Source organism: Lentzea terrae, from assembly GCF_003265345.1.
GTDB lineage: Bacteria > Actinomycetota > Actinomycetes > Mycobacteriales > Pseudonocardiaceae > Lentzea > Lentzea terrae.
This window is the reverse complement of the sequence record NZ_QFWW01000006.1, coordinates 520,011-540,516: the sequence shown is the minus strand read 5'-3', so window position 1 is coordinate 540,516 and position 20,506 is coordinate 520,011. Positions and strand designations below refer to the sequence as shown.

Annotated in this window: 23 protein-coding genes and 1 pseudogene; 21 read left to right on the top strand and 3 right to left on the bottom strand. The window is 68.8% G+C overall.

Translation table 11 applies throughout. From position 1 onward, the window contains the following. Positions 1-39 precede the first annotated feature (39 nt). The 8 genes and pseudogenes from DI276_RS11640 to DI276_RS11605 all read left to right on the top strand — a co-directional run bounded on the left by DI276_RS11640 (position 40) and on the right by DI276_RS11605 (position 5,537). A complete protein-coding gene (locus tag DI276_RS11640) occupies positions 40-507 on the top strand; it encodes a hypothetical protein (protein WP_112263263.1) in 468 nt (155 codons plus the stop codon). A gap of 47 nt (positions 508-554) precedes the next feature. Next, positions 555-1,313 carry an LLM class flavin-dependent oxidoreductase gene (locus DI276_RS11635; RefSeq protein WP_112263262.1) on the top strand — a complete coding sequence of 253 codons (759 nt, stop codon included), beginning with the start codon at positions 555-557 and terminating at the stop codon, positions 1,311-1,313. A gap of 75 nt (positions 1,314-1,388) precedes the next feature. Then, positions 1,389-2,018 (top strand): DUF4041 domain-containing protein, encoded by a 630-nt coding sequence (locus DI276_RS11630; protein ID WP_157984657.1) that lies wholly within the window; start codon positions 1,389-1,391, stop codon positions 2,016-2,018. 21 nt (positions 2,019-2,039) lie between these two features. Further along, on the top strand, positions 2,040-2,477 hold the full coding sequence (locus tag DI276_RS11625; protein ID WP_112263260.1) for an SRPBCC family protein: 438 nt from the start codon (positions 2,040-2,042) through the stop codon (positions 2,475-2,477). A gap of 48 nt (positions 2,478-2,525) precedes the next feature. Further along, positions 2,526-3,032 (top strand): annotated as a pseudogene (locus tag DI276_RS11620) (ATP-binding cassette domain-containing protein); the annotation flags it as partial. Positions 3,033-3,265: 233 nt separating this feature from the next. Continuing rightward, the gene (locus DI276_RS11615; protein WP_112263258.1) at positions 3,266-4,249 is read left to right on the top strand and encodes an ABC transporter permease; all 984 of its coding nucleotides are present in this window, start codon (positions 3,266-3,268) and stop codon (positions 4,247-4,249) included. A 27-nt stretch (positions 4,250-4,276) separates the two neighbouring features. Further along, entirely contained in the window at positions 4,277-4,654 is a 378-nt protein-coding gene (locus DI276_RS11610; RefSeq protein WP_198680570.1) for a GntR family transcriptional regulator, read from the top strand. Between the two features lie 19 nt (positions 4,655-4,673). Next, positions 4,674-5,537, top strand: a complete 864-nt coding sequence (locus DI276_RS11605) for an ABC transporter ATP-binding protein (protein ID WP_232836582.1) — start codon at positions 4,674-4,676, stop codon at positions 5,535-5,537. Here DI276_RS11605 and DI276_RS11600 read toward each other — a convergent pair. From DI276_RS11600 to DI276_RS11590, 3 genes are read right to left on the bottom strand one after another with little or no spacing between them, the layout of a single operon-like run. Beyond that, positions 5,531-7,108, bottom strand: a complete 1,578-nt coding sequence (locus tag DI276_RS11600) for a phytoene desaturase family protein (protein ID WP_112263255.1) — start codon at positions 7,106-7,108, stop codon at positions 5,531-5,533. The two genes, DI276_RS11605 and DI276_RS11600, sit on opposite strands and share 7 nt — an antisense overlap. Then, entirely contained in the window at positions 7,108-7,929 is an 822-nt protein-coding gene (locus DI276_RS11595) for an NAD-dependent epimerase/dehydratase family protein (protein ID WP_112263254.1), read from the bottom strand. The genes DI276_RS11600 and DI276_RS11595 overlap by 1 nt, the downstream gene beginning before the upstream one ends. Beyond that, positions 7,926-8,465 (bottom strand): hemerythrin domain-containing protein, encoded by a 540-nt coding sequence (locus tag DI276_RS11590; RefSeq protein ID WP_112263253.1) that lies wholly within the window; start codon positions 8,463-8,465, stop codon positions 7,926-7,928. The genes DI276_RS11595 and DI276_RS11590 overlap by 4 nt, the downstream gene beginning before the upstream one ends. Before the next feature lie 176 nt (positions 8,466-8,641). Between DI276_RS11590 and DI276_RS11585 the strand changes: the two genes are divergently transcribed. The 13 genes from DI276_RS11585 to DI276_RS11525 all read left to right on the top strand — a co-directional run. Beyond that, entirely contained in the window at positions 8,642-9,910 is a 1,269-nt protein-coding gene (locus tag DI276_RS11585; protein ID WP_112263252.1) for an ABC transporter substrate-binding protein, read from the top strand. Positions 9,911-10,433: 523 nt separating this feature from the next. After that, on the top strand, positions 10,434-10,706 hold the full coding sequence (locus DI276_RS11580; RefSeq protein ID WP_112263251.1) for a hypothetical protein: 273 nt from the start codon (positions 10,434-10,436) through the stop codon (positions 10,704-10,706). 29 nt (positions 10,707-10,735) lie between these two features. Further along, positions 10,736-11,563: a ParB/RepB/Spo0J family partition protein gene (locus DI276_RS11575; RefSeq protein ID WP_112263250.1), complete on the top strand. Its 828-nt coding sequence runs from the start codon at positions 10,736-10,738 to the stop codon at positions 11,561-11,563. 155 nt (positions 11,564-11,718) lie between these two features. Then, the gene (locus DI276_RS11570) at positions 11,719-12,336 is read left to right on the top strand and encodes an N-acyl amino acid synthase FeeM domain-containing protein (RefSeq protein ID WP_157984655.1); all 618 of its coding nucleotides are present in this window, start codon (positions 11,719-11,721) and stop codon (positions 12,334-12,336) included. A gap of 35 nt (positions 12,337-12,371) precedes the next feature. Next, positions 12,372-13,955 carry an NAD(P)/FAD-dependent oxidoreductase gene (locus tag DI276_RS11565; RefSeq protein WP_112263248.1) on the top strand — a complete coding sequence of 528 codons (1,584 nt, stop codon included), beginning with the start codon at positions 12,372-12,374 and terminating at the stop codon, positions 13,953-13,955. A gap of 13 nt (positions 13,956-13,968) precedes the next feature. Beyond that, positions 13,969-14,535 carry a carboxymuconolactone decarboxylase family protein gene (locus DI276_RS11560; protein WP_112263247.1) on the top strand — a complete coding sequence of 189 codons (567 nt, stop codon included), beginning with the start codon at positions 13,969-13,971 and terminating at the stop codon, positions 14,533-14,535. Positions 14,536-14,546: 11 nt separating this feature from the next. Beyond that, on the top strand, positions 14,547-15,266 hold the full coding sequence (locus tag DI276_RS11555) for a hypothetical protein (RefSeq protein ID WP_112263246.1): 720 nt from the start codon (positions 14,547-14,549) through the stop codon (positions 15,264-15,266). Further along, a complete protein-coding gene (locus DI276_RS11550; protein WP_112263245.1) occupies positions 15,263-15,928 on the top strand; it encodes an iron-containing redox enzyme family protein in 666 nt (221 codons plus the stop codon). The genes DI276_RS11555 and DI276_RS11550 overlap by 4 nt, the downstream gene beginning before the upstream one ends. Then, a complete protein-coding gene (locus tag DI276_RS11545) occupies positions 15,925-17,514 on the top strand; it encodes an AMP-binding protein (protein WP_112263244.1) in 1,590 nt (529 codons plus the stop codon). The genes DI276_RS11550 and DI276_RS11545 overlap by 4 nt, the downstream gene beginning before the upstream one ends. Positions 17,515-17,532: 18 nt before the next feature. Further along, the gene (locus DI276_RS11540; protein WP_112263243.1) at positions 17,533-18,306 is read left to right on the top strand and encodes an alpha/beta fold hydrolase; all 774 of its coding nucleotides are present in this window, start codon (positions 17,533-17,535) and stop codon (positions 18,304-18,306) included. Continuing rightward, positions 18,303-19,160, top strand: coding sequence for an alpha/beta fold hydrolase (locus tag DI276_RS11535; protein WP_112263242.1), 858 nt, complete (start codon positions 18,303-18,305; stop codon positions 19,158-19,160). The genes DI276_RS11540 and DI276_RS11535 overlap by 4 nt, the downstream gene beginning before the upstream one ends. A gap of 6 nt (positions 19,161-19,166) precedes the next feature. Further along, complete coding sequence (locus DI276_RS11530; protein WP_112263241.1) at positions 19,167-19,877, top strand: TauD/TfdA family dioxygenase; 711 nt, start codon at positions 19,167-19,169, stop codon at positions 19,875-19,877. Next, a partial coding sequence (locus DI276_RS11525; protein ID WP_112263373.1) for an aspartate/glutamate racemase family protein occupies positions 19,874-20,506 on the top strand: 633 nt, incomplete at its 3' end. The genes DI276_RS11530 and DI276_RS11525, both read left to right, overlap by 4 nt.

Here is a 20,506-nt window from a genome sequence, read left to right as displayed (position 1 = left end):
GCTTCTGCGCGTCTTGCTTTGGGCATAAGGAGAGAGAGCATGTTCGTTCGCACGATCGCAGCTGTGGTCGCGATGTTCGCCGCACTGCTGATGGGGGCGTCGGTCGCGTCGGCGGCTCCCGCCAAGTACACCCACGCGCAGGCGACCGCGCAGCTGCGCGCGGCCGGCATCACCTGGACCTCGAGCGGCGGCTGCAGTGACCGCAACCGTCCGAACTGCACCTCGTTCGAACAGATCAACCAGACGACCATCGCGGGAGCCAAGACGTTCAAGCGGGCGTCGGGCTGTGCGCTGACCATCACGGGCGGCACCGAGACCGGCCACGCGTCGGGCACCTACTCGCACTGGAACGGCTACAAGGTCGACTACCGGCTGTCGACCTGCGTGAACAACTACATCACCAGGACCTTCACGTCCATCGGTGGCAACAAGTGGAAGTCGGCCGCGGGCAACATCTACTACCGCGAGTCGAACCACTGGGACGTCACCTACCACAACGCCGGCTGATCCAACTCTGTTGCTGAAGCACGGCCGGGGCCGGTAGTAGTGGACGGGTGACCACACTCGGCGCTGTCTACCGGCCCCAGCTTCCGCCTGAGAACCTGCGTTCCGTCGTCCTCGCCGCCGAGGAGTCCGGTGTGGACTCCTTGTGGCTGTGGGAGGACTGCTTCCTGGAGAGCGGCATCGCGGCCGCCTCCGCCGCGCTCGCCTGGACCTCCCGCCTGAAGGTGGGTGTCGGCCTGCTGCCGGTGCCGTTGCGCAACGTCGCGCTGACCGCGATGGAGGCTGCGACGCTCGACCGGTTGTTCCCCGGCCGCGTCACGATCGGCGTCGGGCACGGGCTGCAGTCGTGGATGGGCCAGGTCGGCGCGCGGGTGTCGTCCCCGTTGACCCTGTTGCGCGAGTACACCAACGCTTTGAAGGCATTGCTGGCCGGCGAACGGGTGACCTGCTCCGGCACGTACGTGTCGCTGACCGACGTGGCGCTGGACTGGCCGCCACCCGCGCCGATGCCGATCTACGTGGGCGGCCTCGGGCCGAAGACCCTCGAGCTCGCCGGTGAGGTCGGTGACGGCACGATCCTGGACGCGTCGGCTGATCTCGACCGGGTCCGCGCGATGCGGGCCACCCGTGAGCACCCGATCGTCGTCTACGTGGAGACGGACTCGCGGGACCGGGCGTTCGTCACGGACCTGGTCTCCCAGGTGGCTGCCGCCGGCGCGACCAGCGTGATCTTGCAGCAGTCGGAGACGTGCGAGGACCCCGAAGGATTCGTTCGTTTCGTGGGTTCACTCGATGGTGTGAGTGCATAGCGCGGTAGATAACGGTGGATTCCTCCTTGCGATGGAACGGTCGTGGGCCTTTCGTCGCTGTTCGGGGAGGTAATCATGTTCGGGCGCAAGAACCGCCGGGTCGCTGAGCTGGAGCGGGCTGTGGAAGGCCTGCAGGAGCTGCTCGCTCGAATCGGTGACGCCCGAACAGCGCAAACCGAGGCGCTGGAGGAGGCCGACCGGGCTGGTGCGGAACTGGTGGCGTTGCGCCACCGGATCAAGAACGCGCGCGCCGAGCTGCAACCGTTGAAGGAAGAGCTGACCTTCCAGCGGGCCGGTGTGTTCCGCACCGACGCGGCCGCCGACCACCAGGCCCAGCTCGACCTGATCCACGACGAGATGAAGACGCTGATCAAGACCGGTGCCGCGATCGAGGGCGGCGGGCAGGTCACCTACAACGGGTCGGACGCCACCGGGCGCAGGCTCGTCGAGGACTGGTCGGCGCTGATGCTCCGCTCGTACAACTGCGAGGCCGAGAACTGCCTGCGCATGTTGCGAGCCGGTGGCCTGGACGCCGCCCGCAGGCGGCTCGATCGCGCGGCGTCGGCGATCGAGCGGCTCAGCGGCACGTTCGCCCTCCGGATCTCGCCGCGCTACCAGGCCCTGCGGTCCTACGAGCTGGAGCTCACCGCCGACCACCTGCAGCGCAAGGCCGAAAGCCGCCGCACGCGCCGGATTGCCTCGTAATCCTGCGGGTACCTCGTCAGGGTGGCTGAGGTCTCTCTGAACGTCGAAGCGCCCATCGAGGCTGTCTGGGCAGTGCTCGCCGACGGCTGGTCGTACGCGGGCTGGGTGGTGGGCGCGTCGCACATCCGCGACGTGGACACCGGCTGGCCCAAGTCCGGCACGCGCATCCACCACAGCGTGGGGCCGTGGCCGCTGGTCATCCAGGACACCACCGAGGTGGTGCGCTGCGAGCCCGGTTCCTCGCTGGAGCTGGACGCCCGGCTGTGGCCGGTGGGGGCTGCGCGGATCGCCATCACCGTGGAGGCGCGGTCCGAGACGCAGACCCACGTCCGGATGGCCGAGCGCGTGGTGCGCGGGCCGACGGCATACCTGCCGAAGTTCGTGCAGGACCTGATGCTCATTCCACGCAACAAGGAAACGCTGCAGCGCCTCGAGGCCCTGGCGCGCGGACGGGGTTGAACAACCCTTTCACTAGTTAAGTAGTGAAAGGGTGATACGGTTGCTCCCATGTCAGAGAGGGAGCACCCGCCCGTCGTGGCGGAGAACCTGGGGAAGAAGTACTCGCGGGGCTGGGCGTTGCGGGACTGCACGCTGCGGGTCCCGGCGGGCCGGATCGTGGCCCTGGTCGGCCCGAACGGTGCCGGCAAGAGCACGCTGATGGGCATGATCACCGGACTGATCCGCCCCACCGCCGGCCGGATCGCCGTGTTCGGCGACGTGCCGAACGGCCGCGGGATGCACCCGGCGGTGGCGTTCCTGACGCAGGCCAAGCCGCTCTACCCGCAGTTCACCGTGGCCGAGACGCTGCACTACGGCCGCAGCGCCAATCCGGGCTGGGACCAGGCGTACGCCGAATCGCTCGTCGAGAGGGCGAGGGTGCCGTTCGCGGCGAAGGTGGGGACGTTGTCCGGCGGTCAGCGCACGCGGGTCGCGCTGGCGTTGGCGCTGGGCAAGCGGCCGCGGTTGCTGATGCTGGACGAGCCGCTCGCGGACCTCGACCCGTTGGCGCGCGAGACCGTGCTGCGGACGCTGGTGGAGGAGTGCCGGACGCAGTGCATCACCGTGCTGCTGTCGTCGCACGTGCTGGCGGAGTTGGAAGGTGTGTGCGACCACCTGGTGCTGCTGACCGACGGCCGCGTCCGGCTGGCGGGTGACGTCTCCGAGCTGTTGCGGGCGCACGCCGGGCAGCCCGGTATGCAGCGGCTGGGCGAGCTCGCGCTCGCCTACATGCGGGCGGAGGTGGCGGCATGACCTGGATCGTGTGGCGGCAGCAGCGCCCGGTGCTCATCACACTCGCGGCAGGGCTGGTCGTGGCGGCGGCGGCCATCCTGCTGCTGCGGGCGGGAATGGTCTCGGATCTGCAGACCCGCAACATCGTGGACTGCGTGCGGGACGGCACCCTGCAGGCATGTCGTGGCGAGGGCCCCCGCGCCTTCCAGAAGAGCTGGTACGACCTGATCCACTTCGCGCAGCTCCTGGTGATCGTGGTGCCCGCCTTGGTCGGCCTCTTCATCGGTGCGCCGTTGTTCGCGCGCGAGTTCGAGCAGGGCACGCACGTGCTGGCGTTCACCCAGTCCGTCAGCCGGACGCGCTGGATGGCGACGAAGTTCGTGGTCGCCGCGTTGCCCGCGCTGCTCTTCGTGGCGGTGCTGCAGCTCCTCGTGCGCAGCTGGGTCAACGCGGCGGGCCAGCTCGGGCCGCTGGCGGGAGGGCCGTACTACTTCTCCACCTTCGACGCTCAGGGTGTGTCGCCGATCGCGTACACGCTCTTCGCCTACACGCTGGGCGTGTTCGTCGGCGCGCTGTTCCGGCGGACGCTCGTCGCGATCACGTTGACGCTCGGCGTCTTCGTCGTGACGCGCGGCTTCCTCTCCACGTGGCGGGAGAGCACGATCGAGCCGGTCCGCGTGCTGTCGAACGAGCTGACGGATCCCTACGCCGGAATGGGCCCTGGCCAGGTCGTGAAGAACACGGGTTTCCTGGACGCCAAGGGAGCCGTGGTGACCGACGTGAACGCGGCACAGGCCAAGTGCGTCCCCAACGCGCGGATCGAGGTCTCGGTCGAGGACAGGACCGCCTGCTGGCAGCAGAACGGCCTTGCGCGGTCGTTCCGCGAAGTCCTCCCGTTCGAGCAGGCGACCACGGTGCACCTGCTCGAAGCGTCGATCTTCGCCGGGCTCGCGGTGCTGTTCGTGCTGGGCTCGGTGTGGGCTGTGCGCAGGCAGGCCTGAGAGAGTGGGCACCCTATGCTGGGCGGCGTGATCGAGTTTCGCATCGATCGGCACTCAGGGGTGTCCACCTACCTCCAGATCGCCGCGCAGGTCAAGCAGGCGATGCGGATGGGACTGCTGGGCCCCGGCGACAAGCTGCCGACGGCACGGGAGGTGGTGGAGGCCACCAGGGTCAACCCCAACACCGTGCTGAAGGCGTACCGCGAACTCGAACACGAGGGCCTCGTCGAAGGCCGCCGGGGCATGGGCACGTTCATCACGGCGTCGCTCGCCACCTCCTTCGCACGGCCGGACGCGCCGTTGCGGCAGGACCTCGACCAGTGGATGGGTCGCGCCGTGGACGAGGGCCTGTCGGTCGACGAGGTCGACGCGATCTACACGGACGTGCGGTCGGCGCACTACTGATGTCCACTGTGGAGTCTTGATGAACGCCAGCCCGGTGCACGCTTCGAACGTGGCCAAGCACTTCGGCCGCGTGCGCGCGCTCGACGACTGCAGCTTTTCCTTGCCTTCGGGCAGCGTCACGGGGCTCGTCGGGCCGAACGGGGCCGGCAAATCGACGTTGCTGTCGTTGATCGCCGGTCTCGCTCGGCCTACTTCCGGCACGGTGAGCGTGCACGGCACCCCGGTGCGCGGCCAGATGCATCCCGACGTGTCGCTGCTGACCCAGAAACGTCCGTTGTACGACCAGTTCACCGTGCGCGAGATGATGCGGGCGGGCGCCGCGCTGAACGACTGCTGGTCCGCCGCCCGCGCCTTCGAGGTGCTCGATCTCCTTGCGGGCGTGGACAAAGACGCTCGCGTGGGCAACCTGTCCGCCGGCGCGCGCACGCAGGTGGCGATCGCGTTCGCGCTGGGCCGGTTGCCCAAGGTGTTGCTTTTGGACGAGCCGTTGTCCGACCTCGACCCGTTGGCGCGCGACGAGACGTTGCGGATCGTCATGACCGAGGTGGCGGAACGGGGGACGACGGTTTTGCTGTCTTCCCATCTGTTGACCGACCTCGGGGATGTGTGCGACCACCTGTTGCTGCTCGACCAGGGGCGGGTGCAGGTGGCTGGGGAGATCGACGAGATCTTGGGCGACCATCGGGTCGTGGTCGGGCCTGCTGAGGTTTCGTTGGAGACGGACGGTGTTGTGGTCGATTCCTCGCACACGGCGCGGCAGACGACTGCGTTGGTGCGTGGTGGATCTGTGCCTTCTGGTTGGGACAGCACGCATCCCGACCTGGAGGCGTTGGTGATGGGGTATTTGCGGGCGGCGCGGACGCGCAAGCTCGCTCGTCAGTAGAGCGCTTTCTGCATGCCCTGGATCAGCGCCTTGTACAGGCCGCCCGCCGCGCCCCACCGCGCCAGCGCCGCCCGTGCCGCGTTCGCCCCCGCCGCCCCGTGCACGCCACCGCCCGGCCACGCCGACGAGCCCGCCAGGTAGAGCCGGTCGAACGGCGTGTCCGCGCGGCCGAGACCGGGCACCGGCCGGAAGATCAGCTGTTGGTGGATGGCCGCCGTGCCGCCGTTGACCGTGCCGATCTGCTCGGGACCCAGGACCGAGCGCTTGACGATGCGGGAGCGGAAGCCCGGCGCGCGTTCCTCGATGACCTGCTCGATGCGGTCGGCGCGGCGCTTGAGGCGGTCGTCCGTCCACTTGCCGCCCAGCGGGACGTGCGTGTAGCCCCAGGCGGCCTCGGTGCCGGCGGGGGAGCGGGACGGGTCGGTCGTCGTCATCTGGCCCATGATCATGAACGGGGTGCGCGGGACCTTGCCGCAGGCCAGCTCGTGAGCGAAACCCGCCATGCCGTTCAGGTCGCCGCCGAGGTGGACGGTGCCGGCCTGGGCTGCTTCCGGGTTGGTCCACGGGATCGGGCCGGACAGCGCCCAGTCCACCTTGATCGTGTCGCCGTCCCACTGGAACTTGCGCAGGTCCTCGGCGAGGCGGGACGGCAGTGCGTCGCCGCCGATGAGGTCGAGGTAGAGCGACGGTGCGGGGATGTCGGCCAGGACGGCTCGGCGTGCGCGCACGACGGAGCCGTCTGCCAGACGCACACCAACAGCGACACCACGGGCGTGGAGGACACCAGACACACGCGCGTTGGTTTCGATGCGCCCGCCGAAACGGCGCACCAGAGAAGCCGTCAGTTCGCCTGCGCCGCCGCGCGGGACCGGGTTGCCGACGTCCTGGCCGAGCATGGCCAGGAGCCAGCCGAAGCCCGCGCCGCCGGCCTGGTCCGGGCCGAGGTCCGTGTGCATCGTGTTGCCTGCCAACAACACACGTGCGCCGTCGCCTTCGAACAGTTCCTCGCCCAGACGGCGCACCGGCAGCGTTAGCGTGCGCGCCAGGCGTAGGGCGTCGGCAACGCCTGCGGACCGCAGCAGCGAGAGACCGCCACGCACCGGTGGGAACGGACGCAGCAGTGAGTCGAGCACGGCGTCACGGACGGAGAGCCAACGTGCGAACTCGGCCTGCCAGCGGTCGGCGTCGGCGTGTGCGAAGGCGCCGACGGACTTCGCGGTGGCTTCCACCTCGCGAGAGAGGAGGGCCACGCGGTCGTCGGGCAGGACGTGGGCGAGCACGGCCGGTGCGTGTTGCCACTGCACGTCGAGGTTCAACGCGCCGATGACCGGCGAACCGAGGCCGAGGGGGTAGAACGCGCTGTAGACGTCGTTCGTGAAGCCCGGTGCGGTGATCTCGGCCGACGTGACGGCGCCGCCGGGCGTGGCGCGCTGCTCCAGGACCAGGACGTCCCAGCCCGCGTCCGCCAGCAGGGTCGCCGCGACCAGGCCGTTCGGGCCTGAGCCGATGACGACCGCGTCAACCTCGTTCACGCACGCCTCCCATTGCCGTGACCACCTCACGCAGCACATCACGTGCGTCGTGTTCCGGCCACCATTCCAGATCTTGATGCGCTCGGGTGGTCCGCACCAGAGGCGCCTGATCGGCCATCCGGACCCACTCGGGGGTCAGCGGCTGCAGTCCGATCCGAGCCGTCGCGCCCGGCCAGCTTCTCGATCAGCGGGTACGGCATCGCGAGCCGGCCGGCGCCGACGTGCTGAGCGATCATCGGCGCGGTCAGGACCGGTTCGGCGGCGAGGTTGAAGGCGCCCAACGCGCGTCGCTGCACAATCTGCACGATCGCGCGCGCCACGTCGTCGGAGTGCACGAGCTGAAGGCGCAGGTCGTTCCACAACGGGATCGGCAGCAACGGCAGCAGCTTCGGGGAGAGCCAACGGCTGAGGAGCCACCGTCGCAGCTGCTGGGCGGCCGACGCCTGCGCGATGCCGCACGGCCTGATGACCGTGCACGGCAACGGGTAGCGCCTGATCATCTCTTCCAGCCGGACCTTGTGCGCGCTGTACGTGCTGCCAGGGATGCCTGTCGTCGGCCACGACTCGTCCACACGGCTGTAGCGCGCCGACGGTGCGTAGGCCGCGACCGACGACGCACAGATCAGGTGGCCGACATCTTCTTTGACGCAGGCAGCGAGCACGTGCTCGCTGCCGTCGACGTTCGTCTGGCGGTCGGTCGGTTTGATCGCCCACGCCAGGTGCACGACGACGTCGGCACCGCTGATGGCGTCCCTCAATGACGACAGCGTGCGCACGTCCACACCGATGTCATCGAACTCGAGGTGACGCCTTAGTGCGGTGCCGACGTTACCGCTGCCGCCGGTGACGACGACCCTCACCCGAGCACCTTGCGGATCGCGTCCCTGGCCTTGTCCACCACGGCCACGAGCGGGCCGAGTGCCAGGTTCGCGACCGGGCTCTCGACACCGGGGTGCGGGTGGGTCGGCGCGATCGCTTCAGCGGCCTCCACCGCGCGCGCCATCCGTTCGAGCCGTTCCTGGTCGTGCACCTTGCGCAGCAGCGGGAACTCGGCCTGCTCCTCGTGGTCCGCGTGCGCGAGCACGTCGTCACGCAGCTGCACGAGCAGGGTGTCGAAGCCCTCGGCGTCGGGCCCCATGTCGTCCATCGTGCTGAGGAGCTCCTTGGCGCGTCGCTCCTCCGCGACCCGTGCGTCCACGATCGGCTCGCCGCCGCTCACGCGCTTGATGGCGGGATGGACGATCTCCTCCTCCGCGGTCTCGTGGACGGAGAGCAGACGCACCAACCGATGCCACGCGTCTTTGCGTTCGTCGCCAACGGCAGCCTCGACCTCGGCGAACAGCGTTCGGATGTTCTCGTGCTGGCGGTGCAGCAAGGTGATCACGTCATCAGCCATGCCGTTCGGATACCCGAAAAGTGATCGACAACGCCGTATCTCATTTCGTTCGGCGCCGAAGAAATAGCACACACAGTAGTCGAACGGTAGTCACATGAACCTAACGATTGTGTGGCACGTAGCACATAGAGAGGCAATTCTGTGACAGCTCAACGAATACTGAGCTACCGCTTAGTATGTCGCGAACTCTCGAACGAGGACTCTGCATGCCCTTCCGCCGTCGTGTACTGCCCACCGCCTTAGCGCTCGCCGTCCTAGCGGCCGGCTGCGGGGCGAAGGAAGACCAGAAACCCCAGGTCAAAACCGGACCGGGCGTCACTGGTGACACGATCTCGCTCGGCATCCTCACGGACATGACAGGTCCGTTCAAAGCCTCTGCGCTGACCCGCATGAAGGGCTACGAGCTGTACCTGAAGCAGGTCAACGACCGCGGTGGCATCTGCGGCCGGCGGGTCGAGCTCAAGCTGAAGGACCACGCGTACGACGTGCAGAAGGCGCTCGACGCCTACTTCGACCTGGAGCCGCAGGTCCTGGGCCTGCTGGAACTGGCGGGCACGCCGATGACCGCGGCCATCGAGCCCGACATCATGCAGACCCGCACGCTGACCGCGCCCGCGTCGTGGGCCGCGTCGCTGCTCGGCAACCCGCACATGATGATCGTGGGCACCACCTACGACCTCGACGTCATCAACGGGCTCGACCACTACAAGCGCCGTGGCGTCATCAAGGAGGGCGACACGGTTGGCCACGTGTACGTCACGGGCAGCTACGGCGACAACGCCGTCGAGGGCAGCCGGTTCGTCGGCCAGCAGTGGAACATGAAGATCGCCGAGCAGCCGATCGACGAGACCAGGGCCGACTTGACGCAGCAGATCGCCGCGCTGAAGGCCCAGGGCGCCAAGGCCATCGTGCTGAGCACCGCGCCCGCGCAGACCGCCGCCGCGGTGGGCGTCGCAGCGGCGTTGAAGTGGGACGTGCCGTTCATGGTCAACGTCGTCGGCTACGACCCCGCGCTCCTGGACTCGCCGGTCGCCGCCGCGGTCGAGAAGCAGGTGTCCGTGGTGACGTCCGTGGCACCGTTCACCGGCACTCAGGCCGGCCCACGTGAGGTGGCGGCGGCGTTCAACAAGAACTACCCCAACGACAAGCCCGCGCTCTACGTCGACCACGGCTACACCGTCGCGAAGGTGTTCCTCGCGGTCGTGGAGAAGGCGTGCAAGAACGGCGACCTCACGCGCGACGGCGTGCTCAAGGCGTTCCACGACACCAACGGTCTGGACACCCAGGGGCTGACCGGTGCGCTGCACTACTCGCTGGTGGGGCGGCCCTCGTCCACGCAGTCGTACATCACCAAGGTGGACCGGTCGGCGCCCGGCGGTCTGACGACGGTGGAGGAGCTCTTCGAGTCCGAGCTGGTGAAGGCCAAGGGCACCCGCGCCAAGTAAGGCTTGCCTCATGAAAAGGGGCCTCACCGTCCGGTGAGGCCCCTTTCGGCTTGGTCGCGACTGTTTCAGGATGACAAATGCGACGTATGACGAAGCCTGGTGGGCCAGTCACGGTGTGTGTTTGCGGTTGCCCCAATTCGGTGAAGTGCGTATGACGTCCCATTCTGCACGAGTTGGAATTGCGCGGTCCTCACAATATTCCGGCGTCGGTTGTGAGTTGCGTTCGCTTCCGGGGCGCATCCCCTGCCGTACAACGCTTCTCGCCGCCTGCAATCCACTGTGGATGCTCTTGCTCCCGGTGTGGCCGACTGCCGCGAACCCGGAGAACCAATCGGTCCGGCGCCGGCGCCGGCGCTGCGGGTGACCAGGTCGCACAAACCGGGGTGTTAGCGCGTTTCAGGAGACTCTGGTACCACATGAAGGCGTTTGGACTCGTGGGCGCCACCGATAGTCGCCTGATGGGGAATCGAGCCTTTCAAGAGCACAAGGGCGTGCTGCCGTCGTGCTCGGACAAGTGGGGGAAATGGGCGAATCCAGGTATGCGCGCGAGTTCGTCGCGGGGCTGGTCGACGGCTTCGTGCTGGTGTCGCGCGATCACGACGACCGGGTGTCGTTCCGCGTGGCCATCGGCGCTCCCGGTGCAGAGCCGGAGGACTGCGACCACGTCGAGTTCGTGCTGAGCGACGAGGCGATGCAGGACCTCGGTCACGCGCTGAGCGCAGGTGACGCCAACGGCGGCACCCCGATTCCCTGCTCGGTGGGTGTGCGCAGGCGGGCGCGTTCCCAAGTCACCTGACCGACGCGAGTTAGTCCTGGGGGGCAAAGATGGAAGTCAGCGACGCCGGCGGCTACGGCGACATCGAGCACGTCCCGGTCGAGCGGGTCCGCGACGGCTACTCACCTCGGCTGGCGGGAGCGAGCAGCGAGCACGTGCGGCTGCTCGCGGAGTTGGACACGCGGCTGCCGCCGATCACGGTGCACCGCGCCACCATGAAACTGATCGACGGGGCACACCGGCTCGCCGCGGCCAAGCTGCGCGGGCGGGCGACCATCGAGGTCAGGTTCTTCAACGGGACCGAGGGCGAGGCGTTCGTCGAAGCCGTGCGCGCGAACATCGCGCACGGTCTGCCGTTGACGCTCGCGGACCGCAAGGCCGCGGCGGCCCGGCTGCTGAGGACGCACGGCGAGTGGTCGGACCGCCTGATCGCCGGGATGATCGGCCTGTCGCCCAAGACGGTCGGCGCGGTGCGGCGCACGATTGAGGAAGTTCCTCAGTTGGCGGCCCGGATCGGCCGCGACGGCAGAATCCGAGGCACTCCGGCGGTGCGCAGGCCGCGCGCGCCGGAACCGCGGCGCGAGGACGAGACGGTCTGTCGGGAGCCCGAGTCGCCGCAGGATCTGGTCGAGCTCAAACGCCTCTACGACCCGTTGCGGCAGGACCCGTCGATGCGGATGACCGAGACAGGGCGTTTCCTGCTGCGCCTGTTCGATCTGCATCTGGTGCGCAGCCGGGATTGGGCGCGAGTGCTCGAAACCATTCCGCCGCATCATCTGGAATCCGTGGCGCAACTTGCCGGGGAGTGTGCGAAGACGTGGTTGTCGCTCGCCGAAGAGGTCGCCCGGCGCAGCAAATCGTCGGAGCACAACCACTGAGGAACGGGCGTTGACACGTTCGAACACCCGGCAATACGCTGCGAAAGCAGCAGATCAGGTCGGTGATTGCCGGGCGCTGTTTCTTCCGGAGGGTTTTCGTGTACTGGAAATTTGTGGACGAACCTGCCGTTCTGTCGAATGATTCCGGTGTTTTCGTGGCTACTTCGGAATCGGATCTGGACAACGTCGACACGTTGTGGCGCGAGGTCTACGGGCAGGAGTACGGCTGGCTGCCGGCGGATTCACCGGCATTGCACAAGGACTGGTACCACCCGCATTCGGCGTATCTGGTCGCGGCGGTGAACGGCAGGGCCGTCGGCACGATGCGGCTGGTCGCGGACTCGCCGCAGCAGCTGCCGATCGAGCAGTTCACGTCCATCGAGCAGCTGCGCGACCCCGGCCGCCGGCGGCTGATCGAGTGCCAGCGGCTGATGGTGCTGAAGGAGTACCGCAACACCCGGCAGGCGGGCATGCCGTTCGGCGTGTTCGGAGCCCTGGTCAAGGGCTGTCTGCACTGGTGCCTGCGCAACGGTTTCTCGCACATCGTCGCCGACTTGTTCGTGAACACGGCGACGACACCCATGGCACCGCTGCTCGCGATCGGGTTCGAGGAGACGGGCATCGAGTTCGTCGACACCGAGCTCGACGAGCCCGACCTCAGCGTCGCCCTCCTGCTGGACCTCGGGGAGCTCTTTTCCCGGTCGTTCCGGTCCAGCTCGCCCTTCTACCGCTACCTGATGGAGCACGACGCGCACGTCGCCGTTTATTCCTGATCGCCGCACGAATTCGCGGAAGCGAGAGGACAACTGTGCCCGAAGAGCTTGCCAACTATGACGTCGTGGTGATCGGTGGTGGCCCCGGTGGGTCGATGTCCGGCACCCTCCTCGCCGATTACGGAAAACGTGTCCTCATTCTTGAGGCAGAGAAGTTCCCGCGCTACCACATCGGTGAGTCGCTGTTGTCGGGAACGGCCGAGCTGATGCAGCGGATCGGTGTTCTCGACCGAATCGAGAATGACGGCTACATCAAGAAGCACGGCGTGGAATGGGTGTGGGGCGAGAACCGCGAGCCCTGGACCGTCTACTTCAAGGACGCGCTCGCGATGCCGTACGACTACGGCTACCAGGTCGAGCGCGGCGAGTTCGACAAGCTGCTGCTCGACAACGCCCGCACGCACGGCGCCGAGGTGCGTGAAGAGCACCGGGTCACCGACTTCACGATCGGCGAGGACGGCGACTCGACGGTCACCTTCCAGGGCCCGGACGGCGTCAGCACCACCGTGCGCACGAGGTGGATCGTCGACTCCTCCGGTCAGGGAGGGCTGGTCACCAAGCGGCTGCACGAGCAGAGCTGGGACCCCTACCTCAAGAACCTCGCCGTGTGGAGCTACTGGACCGGTGCCGAGCGGCCGCCCGGCCTCGACTCCGGCAACACCTTCCTGCCCACGTTCGACGAGGGTTGGTGGTGGTTCATCCCGTTGCGCGAGGACCGCACCAGCATCGGCATGGTCGTGGACAGCAAGGTGGTGCACGAGAACCGCGGCGCGGGCATGGAGGCGTACTACCTCGACTGCCTGTCCCGCACGCCGGAGCTCGCCAAGCGGCTGGAAGGCGCGCAGCGGGTCGACAAGATCCACGTGGCGAGGGACTGGTCGTACTCCTACGACCGGTTCAGCGGCGACGGGTACATCGCTGTCGGCGACGCGGCGTGCTTCATCGACCCGTTGTTCTCCACGGGCGTGCACCTGGCCATGCTCAGCGGGTTCCTCGCCGCGGTCACGGTGAACACGATCCTCGACCAGACCGGCGTCACCGCCGCCGACGCGCTGCGCTTCTACGAAACGGCCTACCGCAAGGAGTTCGCGCGGCTGCGGGCACAGGTCTACTTCCTCTACGGCGGCCACGGCAGTACCAAGGACTCCTACTTCTGGCACGCGCGCAGCCAGTTCGACGTGCCGGACATCGCGCCGGAGAAGGCGTTCATCTCCCTGATCGCCGGCGCGTTCCAGCACCGCTCCTGGTACAGCCGCTACCTGAAGCGGCTCGACGTGCCGTCGGAGCTGCGCGACACCATCGAGCAGATCTTCGACGGCAAGTCCACCGGCATCGGCGTCGACCCGCACCAGGCGGTCGTGCCCGCCACCGGCCTGAACTACGTCGACGACCTCGCGATCGATGGCTCGTACCTGCGGCCGGCCCGCTCCCTCGTCACGCCGAGCGGGGTGACGGTGCCGGTCACCACCGGGCTGGAGCAGCTGCTCGCGCTGGCGGAGCAGGGCCGCTCCAGCGTCGAGCTCGTCGACGAGCTCGCCACCGGCGGAACGGATCGGGACGCCGCGCAGAGCCTCGTCCACGAGGTCGTCAGCTACGGGCTGTTGCAGCCGGCCGAGTGAGAGGAGATCGGACATGGCACTGGTCGACATGCTCGGTGAGCGCAACGTTCCGCCGGAGGTCGCGCAGCTGTTCCAGGCCGTCGAACGCGAGTACGGGTTCGTGCCCAACATCCTGCGGGTGATGGCGCATTGCCCGGACCTCGTCACGGTGTTCGTGCCGCTGTGGGCACAGGTCTACAAGTCGCCCTCGATCGGGCCGAGGCTGCGGGCGCTGGCCGCACTCGGCACGGCGAAGGCGCAGGACTGCACCTACTGCGTGGCGCACATGACCGCGTCGGCCCGGCGGGCGGGGGTCGCGGAGGAGCAGATCTCCGCGGTGGGCGACCTGCTCGACGTCCGCGAGGCGTTCGAGGACCGCGAGGCGCTGATCCTGGAGACCGCGGACGTGCTCACCCGCGACCCCGACGGCGTCACCGACGAGCTGCGGGCACGGCTCACTGCCGAGTTCGGCGCGGACGAGATCGTCAACATCGTGCTCGCGATCGGGATGTACAACCTCACGAGCCGTTTTCTGAAGGCGCTCGCCATCGACGTCGAGAGCGTCTTCGACGCCGCGGCGCCGCAACCCACCACCGCATGAAGGAGAGCGGCATGACCGCGACGACCGTGGAACGCGACCCGTCGATGACGCTCAAACAGGAGATCATCGAGAAGTACGGCCGCAACGCCTGGGACCTGATCCTGACGGTCTACGTCAACTTCTACTACTCCGAGCTCGACATCATCGATCTCTGCGCGCGGTGGCTGCCGCGGCGCAAGGGCTTGCGGGAGAAGAACTTCCTGATCCGGCACGCGGCCGACGAGGTGGTGCACGCCCGGTTGTTCCGCGAGGGCGTGGAGATGCTCGGCCAGCCGTGGCACGACTTCGACCACGAGCCGTACAAGATCGACGACATCGGTGACCGGTTCGCCAAGCTCTTCTACAGCGACGACGAGATCGAGGTCCTGATCGGGCTGAACCTCTACGCGGAAGGCGTGCTGGCGATGGAGGAGCTCGTCCAGCTCGCCCGCAGCAACACCCCGTACTTCCACCAGTTCGAGCGCATCGAGCGGGAGGAACGCCGGCACGTCGCGTTCGGCATCACGGTCGCGAACCAGGTGCTGGACAGCAACCCCGAGGCGCGCAAGCGGGCCGTCGATCACTGCAAGTGGTACCGCGAGCACCTCGACGGCTACCTCGACGGCCAGCTCAAGGAGTCGATCCAGTTCGCGATGGACGCCGGGTTCGTGTCCGCCGACTACATCGACCGCACCCGCGCTCGGTTCGACGACGTGATGTCCAAGATCGGAATCATGGAGGTCGTGGCATGACCACTCCCTACGAGAAGGCGTTGGCGGAGACGGACAGCACGCTGCGGTCCGACGTCGTCGAGCACCCGTTCATCGACCTGATCCTGCGCGGTGACCTCACCGAGGAGGTCTACGCCGCCTACCTGCGGGAGACCTACCACCTGGTGACCCAGACGCCGTACTTCCTGTCGGCGGCGGCCTCGCGCAGCGACGAGGGTTGGCTGCAGGACTTCTTCCTCAACCTCGCCATCGAGGAACGCCACCACGACCGGCTGTGCGTGCAGGACCTGAAGCGGCTCGGCTACGACACCGACACCTACCTCGGGGGCCTGCCCGGTATCGGCACCTGGACGATGGTCGGCCAGAACCACTGGGCCGTCTCGATGAAGGACCCGCGGTCCCTGCTCGGCTTCGCGGCGGCGACCGAGGGACTCGGCGCCTCGCTCGGGCCGAAGGTCACCGTCGCCATGGCGCAGTACGAGTTCGCGCAGAAGGCGCTGACCTTCCTCAAGGTGCACTCGGAGGAGGACCAGGAGCACATCGAGATGGTGCGCAAGGCGTTCAACCGCGCGGCCACCACCCCGGAGCGCTACGACCTGATGGTCACCACCTGGACCTACACGCTTCGCGCGTACGGCCAGTTGTTCACCGACGCCATGAGCAAGGCGACGGTGAACGCGTGAGCGTGGTGACCACGGCGCCGTCGGCCTGCGAGCTGCCCGGTGTCCTCGACGCCATGGCCGGCAACGACGCGTCCCTGATCATCTTCCGGCGCAACGGTGCGCGCGCCGTCGAGGTCACGCACGCACGGTGCCGGGCGGAGGCCGGTGCGCTGGCCGCGGCGTTGCGGGCCAGAGGGTGCGGGCCCGGCGCCGTGGTCGCCATCCACGGTGCGACCGGGTACGAGTGGGTGCTCGCCGACCTGGCGTGCGTGCTCGCCGGTGCGTTGTCGGTCGCGCTCTACCCGAGCGCGCCGGTGCCGCGGGTGGTGGCGACGGCTGTGGAGAGCGGCTGCCGCACGGTGTTCACGGACAACCGCGACGCGGTCGAGGCGTTTCGCGCGGCCGGTCTCGACGTGATCTTCCTCGGGTCCCCGCCGCACGGGATCGAGTCGGTGGACGAACTGGTGGAGCAGGCCGACGCGAAGGAGCGCACCGCGCCCGCGCCGGCCCGCACCGGCCCGTTCACCGTGGTCTCGACGAGCGGCACCCTGTCCGAACCCAAGCTGTTCACCGTCGCCGCGGCCCCGTTGCTGTACACAATGGACAGGTTCGCCGAGATCTACGGCTTCGGCCGCGGTGACCGTTTGTTGCTGTACTTGCCGTTGTCGCACCTGCCTCAGCGGATGATGCTCTACTGGGGCCTGCGCGCCGGGCTCGACTTCGTTCTGTCCGACCCCGCGCACATGGCCGCCGACAGCGCAACTCTGCAACCGACGCTGCACGTCACGGTGCCGCGCGTGCTGGAGCACGTCCGCTGGCGGGTGGCCACCAACACCCGCGGCGAGAACGTCCCGCGCGCGGCGGCCTACCGCGCGGTCTTCGGCGACGCGATCCGGGCGATCTTCGTGGGCAGCGCGCCCACCGACCCGGCGCTGATGGCCGAGCTGATCGAGGCGGACCTCCCGGTCTTCGAGGTCTACGGCACGACCGAGCTCGGGATGATCGGTCTGAACAGGCCGGACGCCCGCAGGCCCGGCACCGTGGGCAAACCGATCCCGTGGGGCGAGGTCCGTCTCGACGAGGAGACCCGCGAGGTGCTGGTGCGCACCCCGACCCCGTTCCTGCACGGCCGGCTGACCGCCGGCGGGATCGAGGAGAAGGTCTGGGACCCGGAGAGGTTCGAGCCGACCGCGGACGTCGGCGAGATCGACGCGGACGGGTTCCTGCGCGTGCTCGGCAGACTGCGCGACTTCACGGTGCTGCCCAGCGGCGAGAAGGTCTTCGTCGCGCCGATCGAGACCGCGCTGGCCGTCGCCACCGGCGCCGGGCTGTGCCAGCTCACGACGCTGCCAGAGGGAAAGCTCGGCGCGCTGCTGTTCTTCGAACCCGGCGGTGTGCCGGGCAGCAGGGATCTCGAAGCCGCCGTGCAGGGCGTGAACCGCAGTCTGCACCCGTGGGAACGGGTGCGGGCGTACGCCGTGATCGATCGCCTGCCGACCGTCGAGGAGGGCTGTCTCACCGAGACGACCAAGCCGCGCCGGCACGTGATCGACGAGGTGCACGGCAGCAAGGCCGACTGGCAACCGCTCAAAGCCGTACCCAGCTGACCCACGGGAGACACGACAGTGGAACTCATCGAAGTGGACGGTGGCCGGATCAGCCACCGGATGCGCGGCAGCGGACCGCCGCTGGTGCTGCTCGCCACGCTGCAGGGCAGCTGGATGCGCCAGGTTTCCGCGCTGAGCAAGGACTTCACCGTGCTCACCTACGACATGCGCGGGTTCGGCGACTCGCCGTCGGAGACCGGGTTCCCGACGAACGCGCAGCACGCCGACGACCTCGCCGCGGTGCTCGACCACCTCGGCATCGCCGAGGCCGCGGTCGTCGGCATGTCGCACGGCGGGCTCGTCGCCCAGCACTTCGCCGCCAAGCACGCCGAGCGGCTCACCGGGCTCGGCCTGATCGCCACGTTCGCCGCGGCGCACGGGCCGACGTCGTTGCTGCTGCGGATGCTCAACGGCTTCCTGGAACGCGGTGACCTCCCCGGGTTCTGGGAGGTGCTCAAGAGCATGCTGTTCTCCGCAGCGGGCGCGCCCACCCTCCTGCGCCGCGAGACCGCGTTGCGGCAGGCCATGTTCGACCAGTACGACGTGGCCGCGCTGAGCAGCATCTACACCCAGGCGATCGAGCACGACAGCAGCACGTGGTTCGGTGGCGTGACCTGTCCGACGCTCGTGGTGGGCGGGGCGGAGGACATCCTCTTCCCGCCGGTGCTCACCGAGCGGCTGGCCGCGCTGGTGCCGGGGGCGCGCCTGGAACTGCTGCCCGCGGCGCACATCCCGCCCGTCGAGGCCCCGTTGGTGTTCAACGAGCTGGTGACCGAGGTGTTCGGCCGATGACGGCCGGCCCACTGGCTCTCGGGGAGAGCAGCACGATCCGGTTGCGCGACGCGGACCTGCGGGTCTACCAGACCGGTCCGGCCGACGGCCCGCCCGTCGTGCTGCTGCACGGGTTCCTGACGTCCGCGGTGACGTGGCGCGACGTGCATCCGGGCCTGGCGCGGCGGCATCGCGTCGTGCTGGTCGACCTGCCCGGCTGCGGTGGTTCGCCGGCCCCTCGTGCCCGCGACTGGACGGCGGCGCGGGCGGCGGGTCTGCTCGTCGAGTTGTTCGACGCGCTCGGCCTGGCCGCGCCGGCGGTCGTCGGCAGCCAGATGGGCGGGTCGCTGGCCGCGTGGCTGGCCGCCCTGCATCCCGGGCGGGTGTCCCGGCTGGTCGTGATGGCCGCCGGTGCGCTCGGCGAGGGAGCGGCGAACCTCGGCCTGTACCGCGCGCTCGCCGCGCCCGTGGCCGGTCCGCTGCTCGCGGCACTGTTCCCGTACCGCCCGTTCGCCGAGAAGTGGGCCGCCGCACACGGCCCCGGTTTCGTGCCGGATCCGGCCGTGGTGCGCGGCTATCACCGCCAGTTGCGCCGCCGGGGTGCGGTGATGGCGCGCTTCGGGCTCGGCGTCCGGCTGAGCTACGGCGAGGACTTCGACGCGCTCGCCGGACCACTCGACGGGCTCGCTATTCCGGCGTTGTTGTTGTTCGGCGCCGAGGACCGCCTCGTGCCGCCGTCGACCGGCCACCGGTTCGCGGAGCTGATCCCGGGCTCCCGGCTGGTGCTGCTGCCCGGCTGCGGCGACTTCCCGCAGGAGGAAGCTCCCGCCGCCGTCGTCGCCGCCCTGACCGACTTCCTGACCGGAAACGAGTGAGCACCGATGAACGAACCTGCACTGCCGGCCTGGGTCCGCGGGCTGGTGAACCACGTCCGCAAGACCTTGGAGGTGGACGGCTACGCCCACCTGCGGAGCCTGCCGGCGGAGTTCGACCACCGGCGGTTCGCGACCTCGTTCGGCACACCGATGCCGCAGTACGACGGTGAGCTGGTCTGGGACCTGCGCCCGCAGCCGGACCTCGACGACGTCTACGACTCGCGCAACACGCGGGCGCTCGTGCCGCACACCGAGGGCTACGAGCTCGACACGCAGCCACCGCAGTTCGTCGTGCTGTGGTGCGTCCGTCCGGCGCAGGGTGAGGGCGGTGAGACGCTGCTCGCCGACGGAAAGTCCTTTGTGGACGGACTGGCGGCCGAGGACCGCGCCCGGCTGGCGAGCGAGAAGTTCGACTGGCGGTCCAGCGAAGGCCTGGCCCGCCAGGGAATCGAGCTGAACGCGACCCACCCGGCGCTGGAGGAGGTGAACGGTAGGCTACTCATCCGCTTCTCCGAGAACAACGTGCTGGCCGGCTCCGACACCGGTCTGCTGGAGCGGTACGTCAAGGAGGGCCGCACGTACTTCGACGAGGCCTGCTTCGGCGTCCGGCTCGACATCGGCGACCTGCTCATCTGGGACAACTGGCGAATGTTGCACTCGCGCAGCGCCTTCACCGACCGGCGACGGCACCTGCGGCGCATGCTGATCGCGGCATGAGCGGCCGGTACCGGCGCGGCATCGGCGTCATCGGTGGTCTCGGCCCCGCCGCGGGCGCCTACTTCTACCGCTGCCTCGTCGAGGCGGTGCAGGGCGCGGACGACCAGGACCACCCGCACGTCGTGCTGATCTCCGACCCGGCGATCCCGAGCAGACTGCGGCACCTCAGCGACGGCGGCCCCGACCCGACGACGGCGCTGCGCGACGTGGCGCGCCGGCTGGAGGACAGCGGCTGCGGGCTGCTGGTGCTGACCTCCATCACGACGCACGCCTACTACCAACCGATCGCCGCGGCGGTGCGGGTGCCGGTGCTCGACGGGCGCACCGCCGTCGCCACGGCGTTGCGTGCCTCCGGTGTCCTGCGCCCCGCACTCGCTGTCACATCGGCGGCCCGCTCGCTGCGCCTGCTGGAACCCGCGCTGCACGCCGCCGGGATCACGCCGGTCTACCCGGACCAGGTGAGCCAGAAGGGCATCGACGCGGTGGTGGAGGGCGTGAAGAGCGGCTGGGAGGCGGGTGAGGCCGCGTCGCTGCTGGAGGCGAACCTGAACCAGGACTGGGCGCGCGGCAGTGACCGCGTGCTCATCGGCTGCACCGATCTCGCGTTGCTGGCGGGGCATCTGACGACG

Bases quoted from the DNA above. Each gene is read 5' to 3' on its own strand.
- DI276_RS11600 (WP_112263255.1), bottom strand. From the start codon at position 7,108: ATGTGCTGCGTGAGGTGGTCACGGCAATGGGAGGCGTGCGTGAACGAG.
- DI276_RS11605 (WP_232836582.1), top strand. From the start codon at position 4,674: ATGAACGCCAGCCCGGTGCACGCTTCGAACGTGGCCAAGCACTTCGGC.
- DI276_RS11615 (WP_112263258.1), top strand. From the start codon at position 3,266: ATGACCTGGATCGTGTGGCGGCAGCAGCGCCCGGTGCTCATCACACTC.
- DI276_RS11555 (WP_112263246.1), top strand. From the start codon at position 14,547: ATGACCGCGACGACCGTGGAACGCGACCCGTCGATGACGCTCAAACAG.
- DI276_RS11630 (WP_157984657.1), top strand. From the start codon at position 1,389: ATGTTCGGGCGCAAGAACCGCCGGGTCGCTGAGCTGGAGCGGGCTGTG.
- DI276_RS11640 (WP_112263263.1), top strand. From the start codon at position 40: ATGTTCGTTCGCACGATCGCAGCTGTGGTCGCGATGTTCGCCGCACTG.
- DI276_RS11590 (WP_112263253.1), bottom strand. From the start codon at position 8,465: ATGGCTGATGACGTGATCACCTTGCTGCACCGCCAGCACGAGAACATC.
- DI276_RS11550 (WP_112263245.1), top strand. From the start codon at position 15,263: ATGACCACTCCCTACGAGAAGGCGTTGGCGGAGACGGACAGCACGCTG.
- DI276_RS11575 (WP_112263250.1), top strand. From the start codon at position 10,736: ATGGAAGTCAGCGACGCCGGCGGCTACGGCGACATCGAGCACGTCCCG.
- DI276_RS11530 (WP_112263241.1), top strand. From the start codon at position 19,167: ATGAACGAACCTGCACTGCCGGCCTGGGTCCGCGGGCTGGTGAACCAC.
- DI276_RS11580 (WP_112263251.1), top strand. From the start codon at position 10,434: ATGGGCGAATCCAGGTATGCGCGCGAGTTCGTCGCGGGGCTGGTCGAC.
- DI276_RS11585 (WP_112263252.1), top strand. From the start codon at position 8,642: ATGTCGCGAACTCTCGAACGAGGACTCTGCATGCCCTTCCGCCGTCGT.
- DI276_RS11560 (WP_112263247.1), top strand. From the start codon at position 13,969: ATGGCACTGGTCGACATGCTCGGTGAGCGCAACGTTCCGCCGGAGGTC.
- DI276_RS11535 (WP_112263242.1), top strand. From the start codon at position 18,303: ATGACGGCCGGCCCACTGGCTCTCGGGGAGAGCAGCACGATCCGGTTG.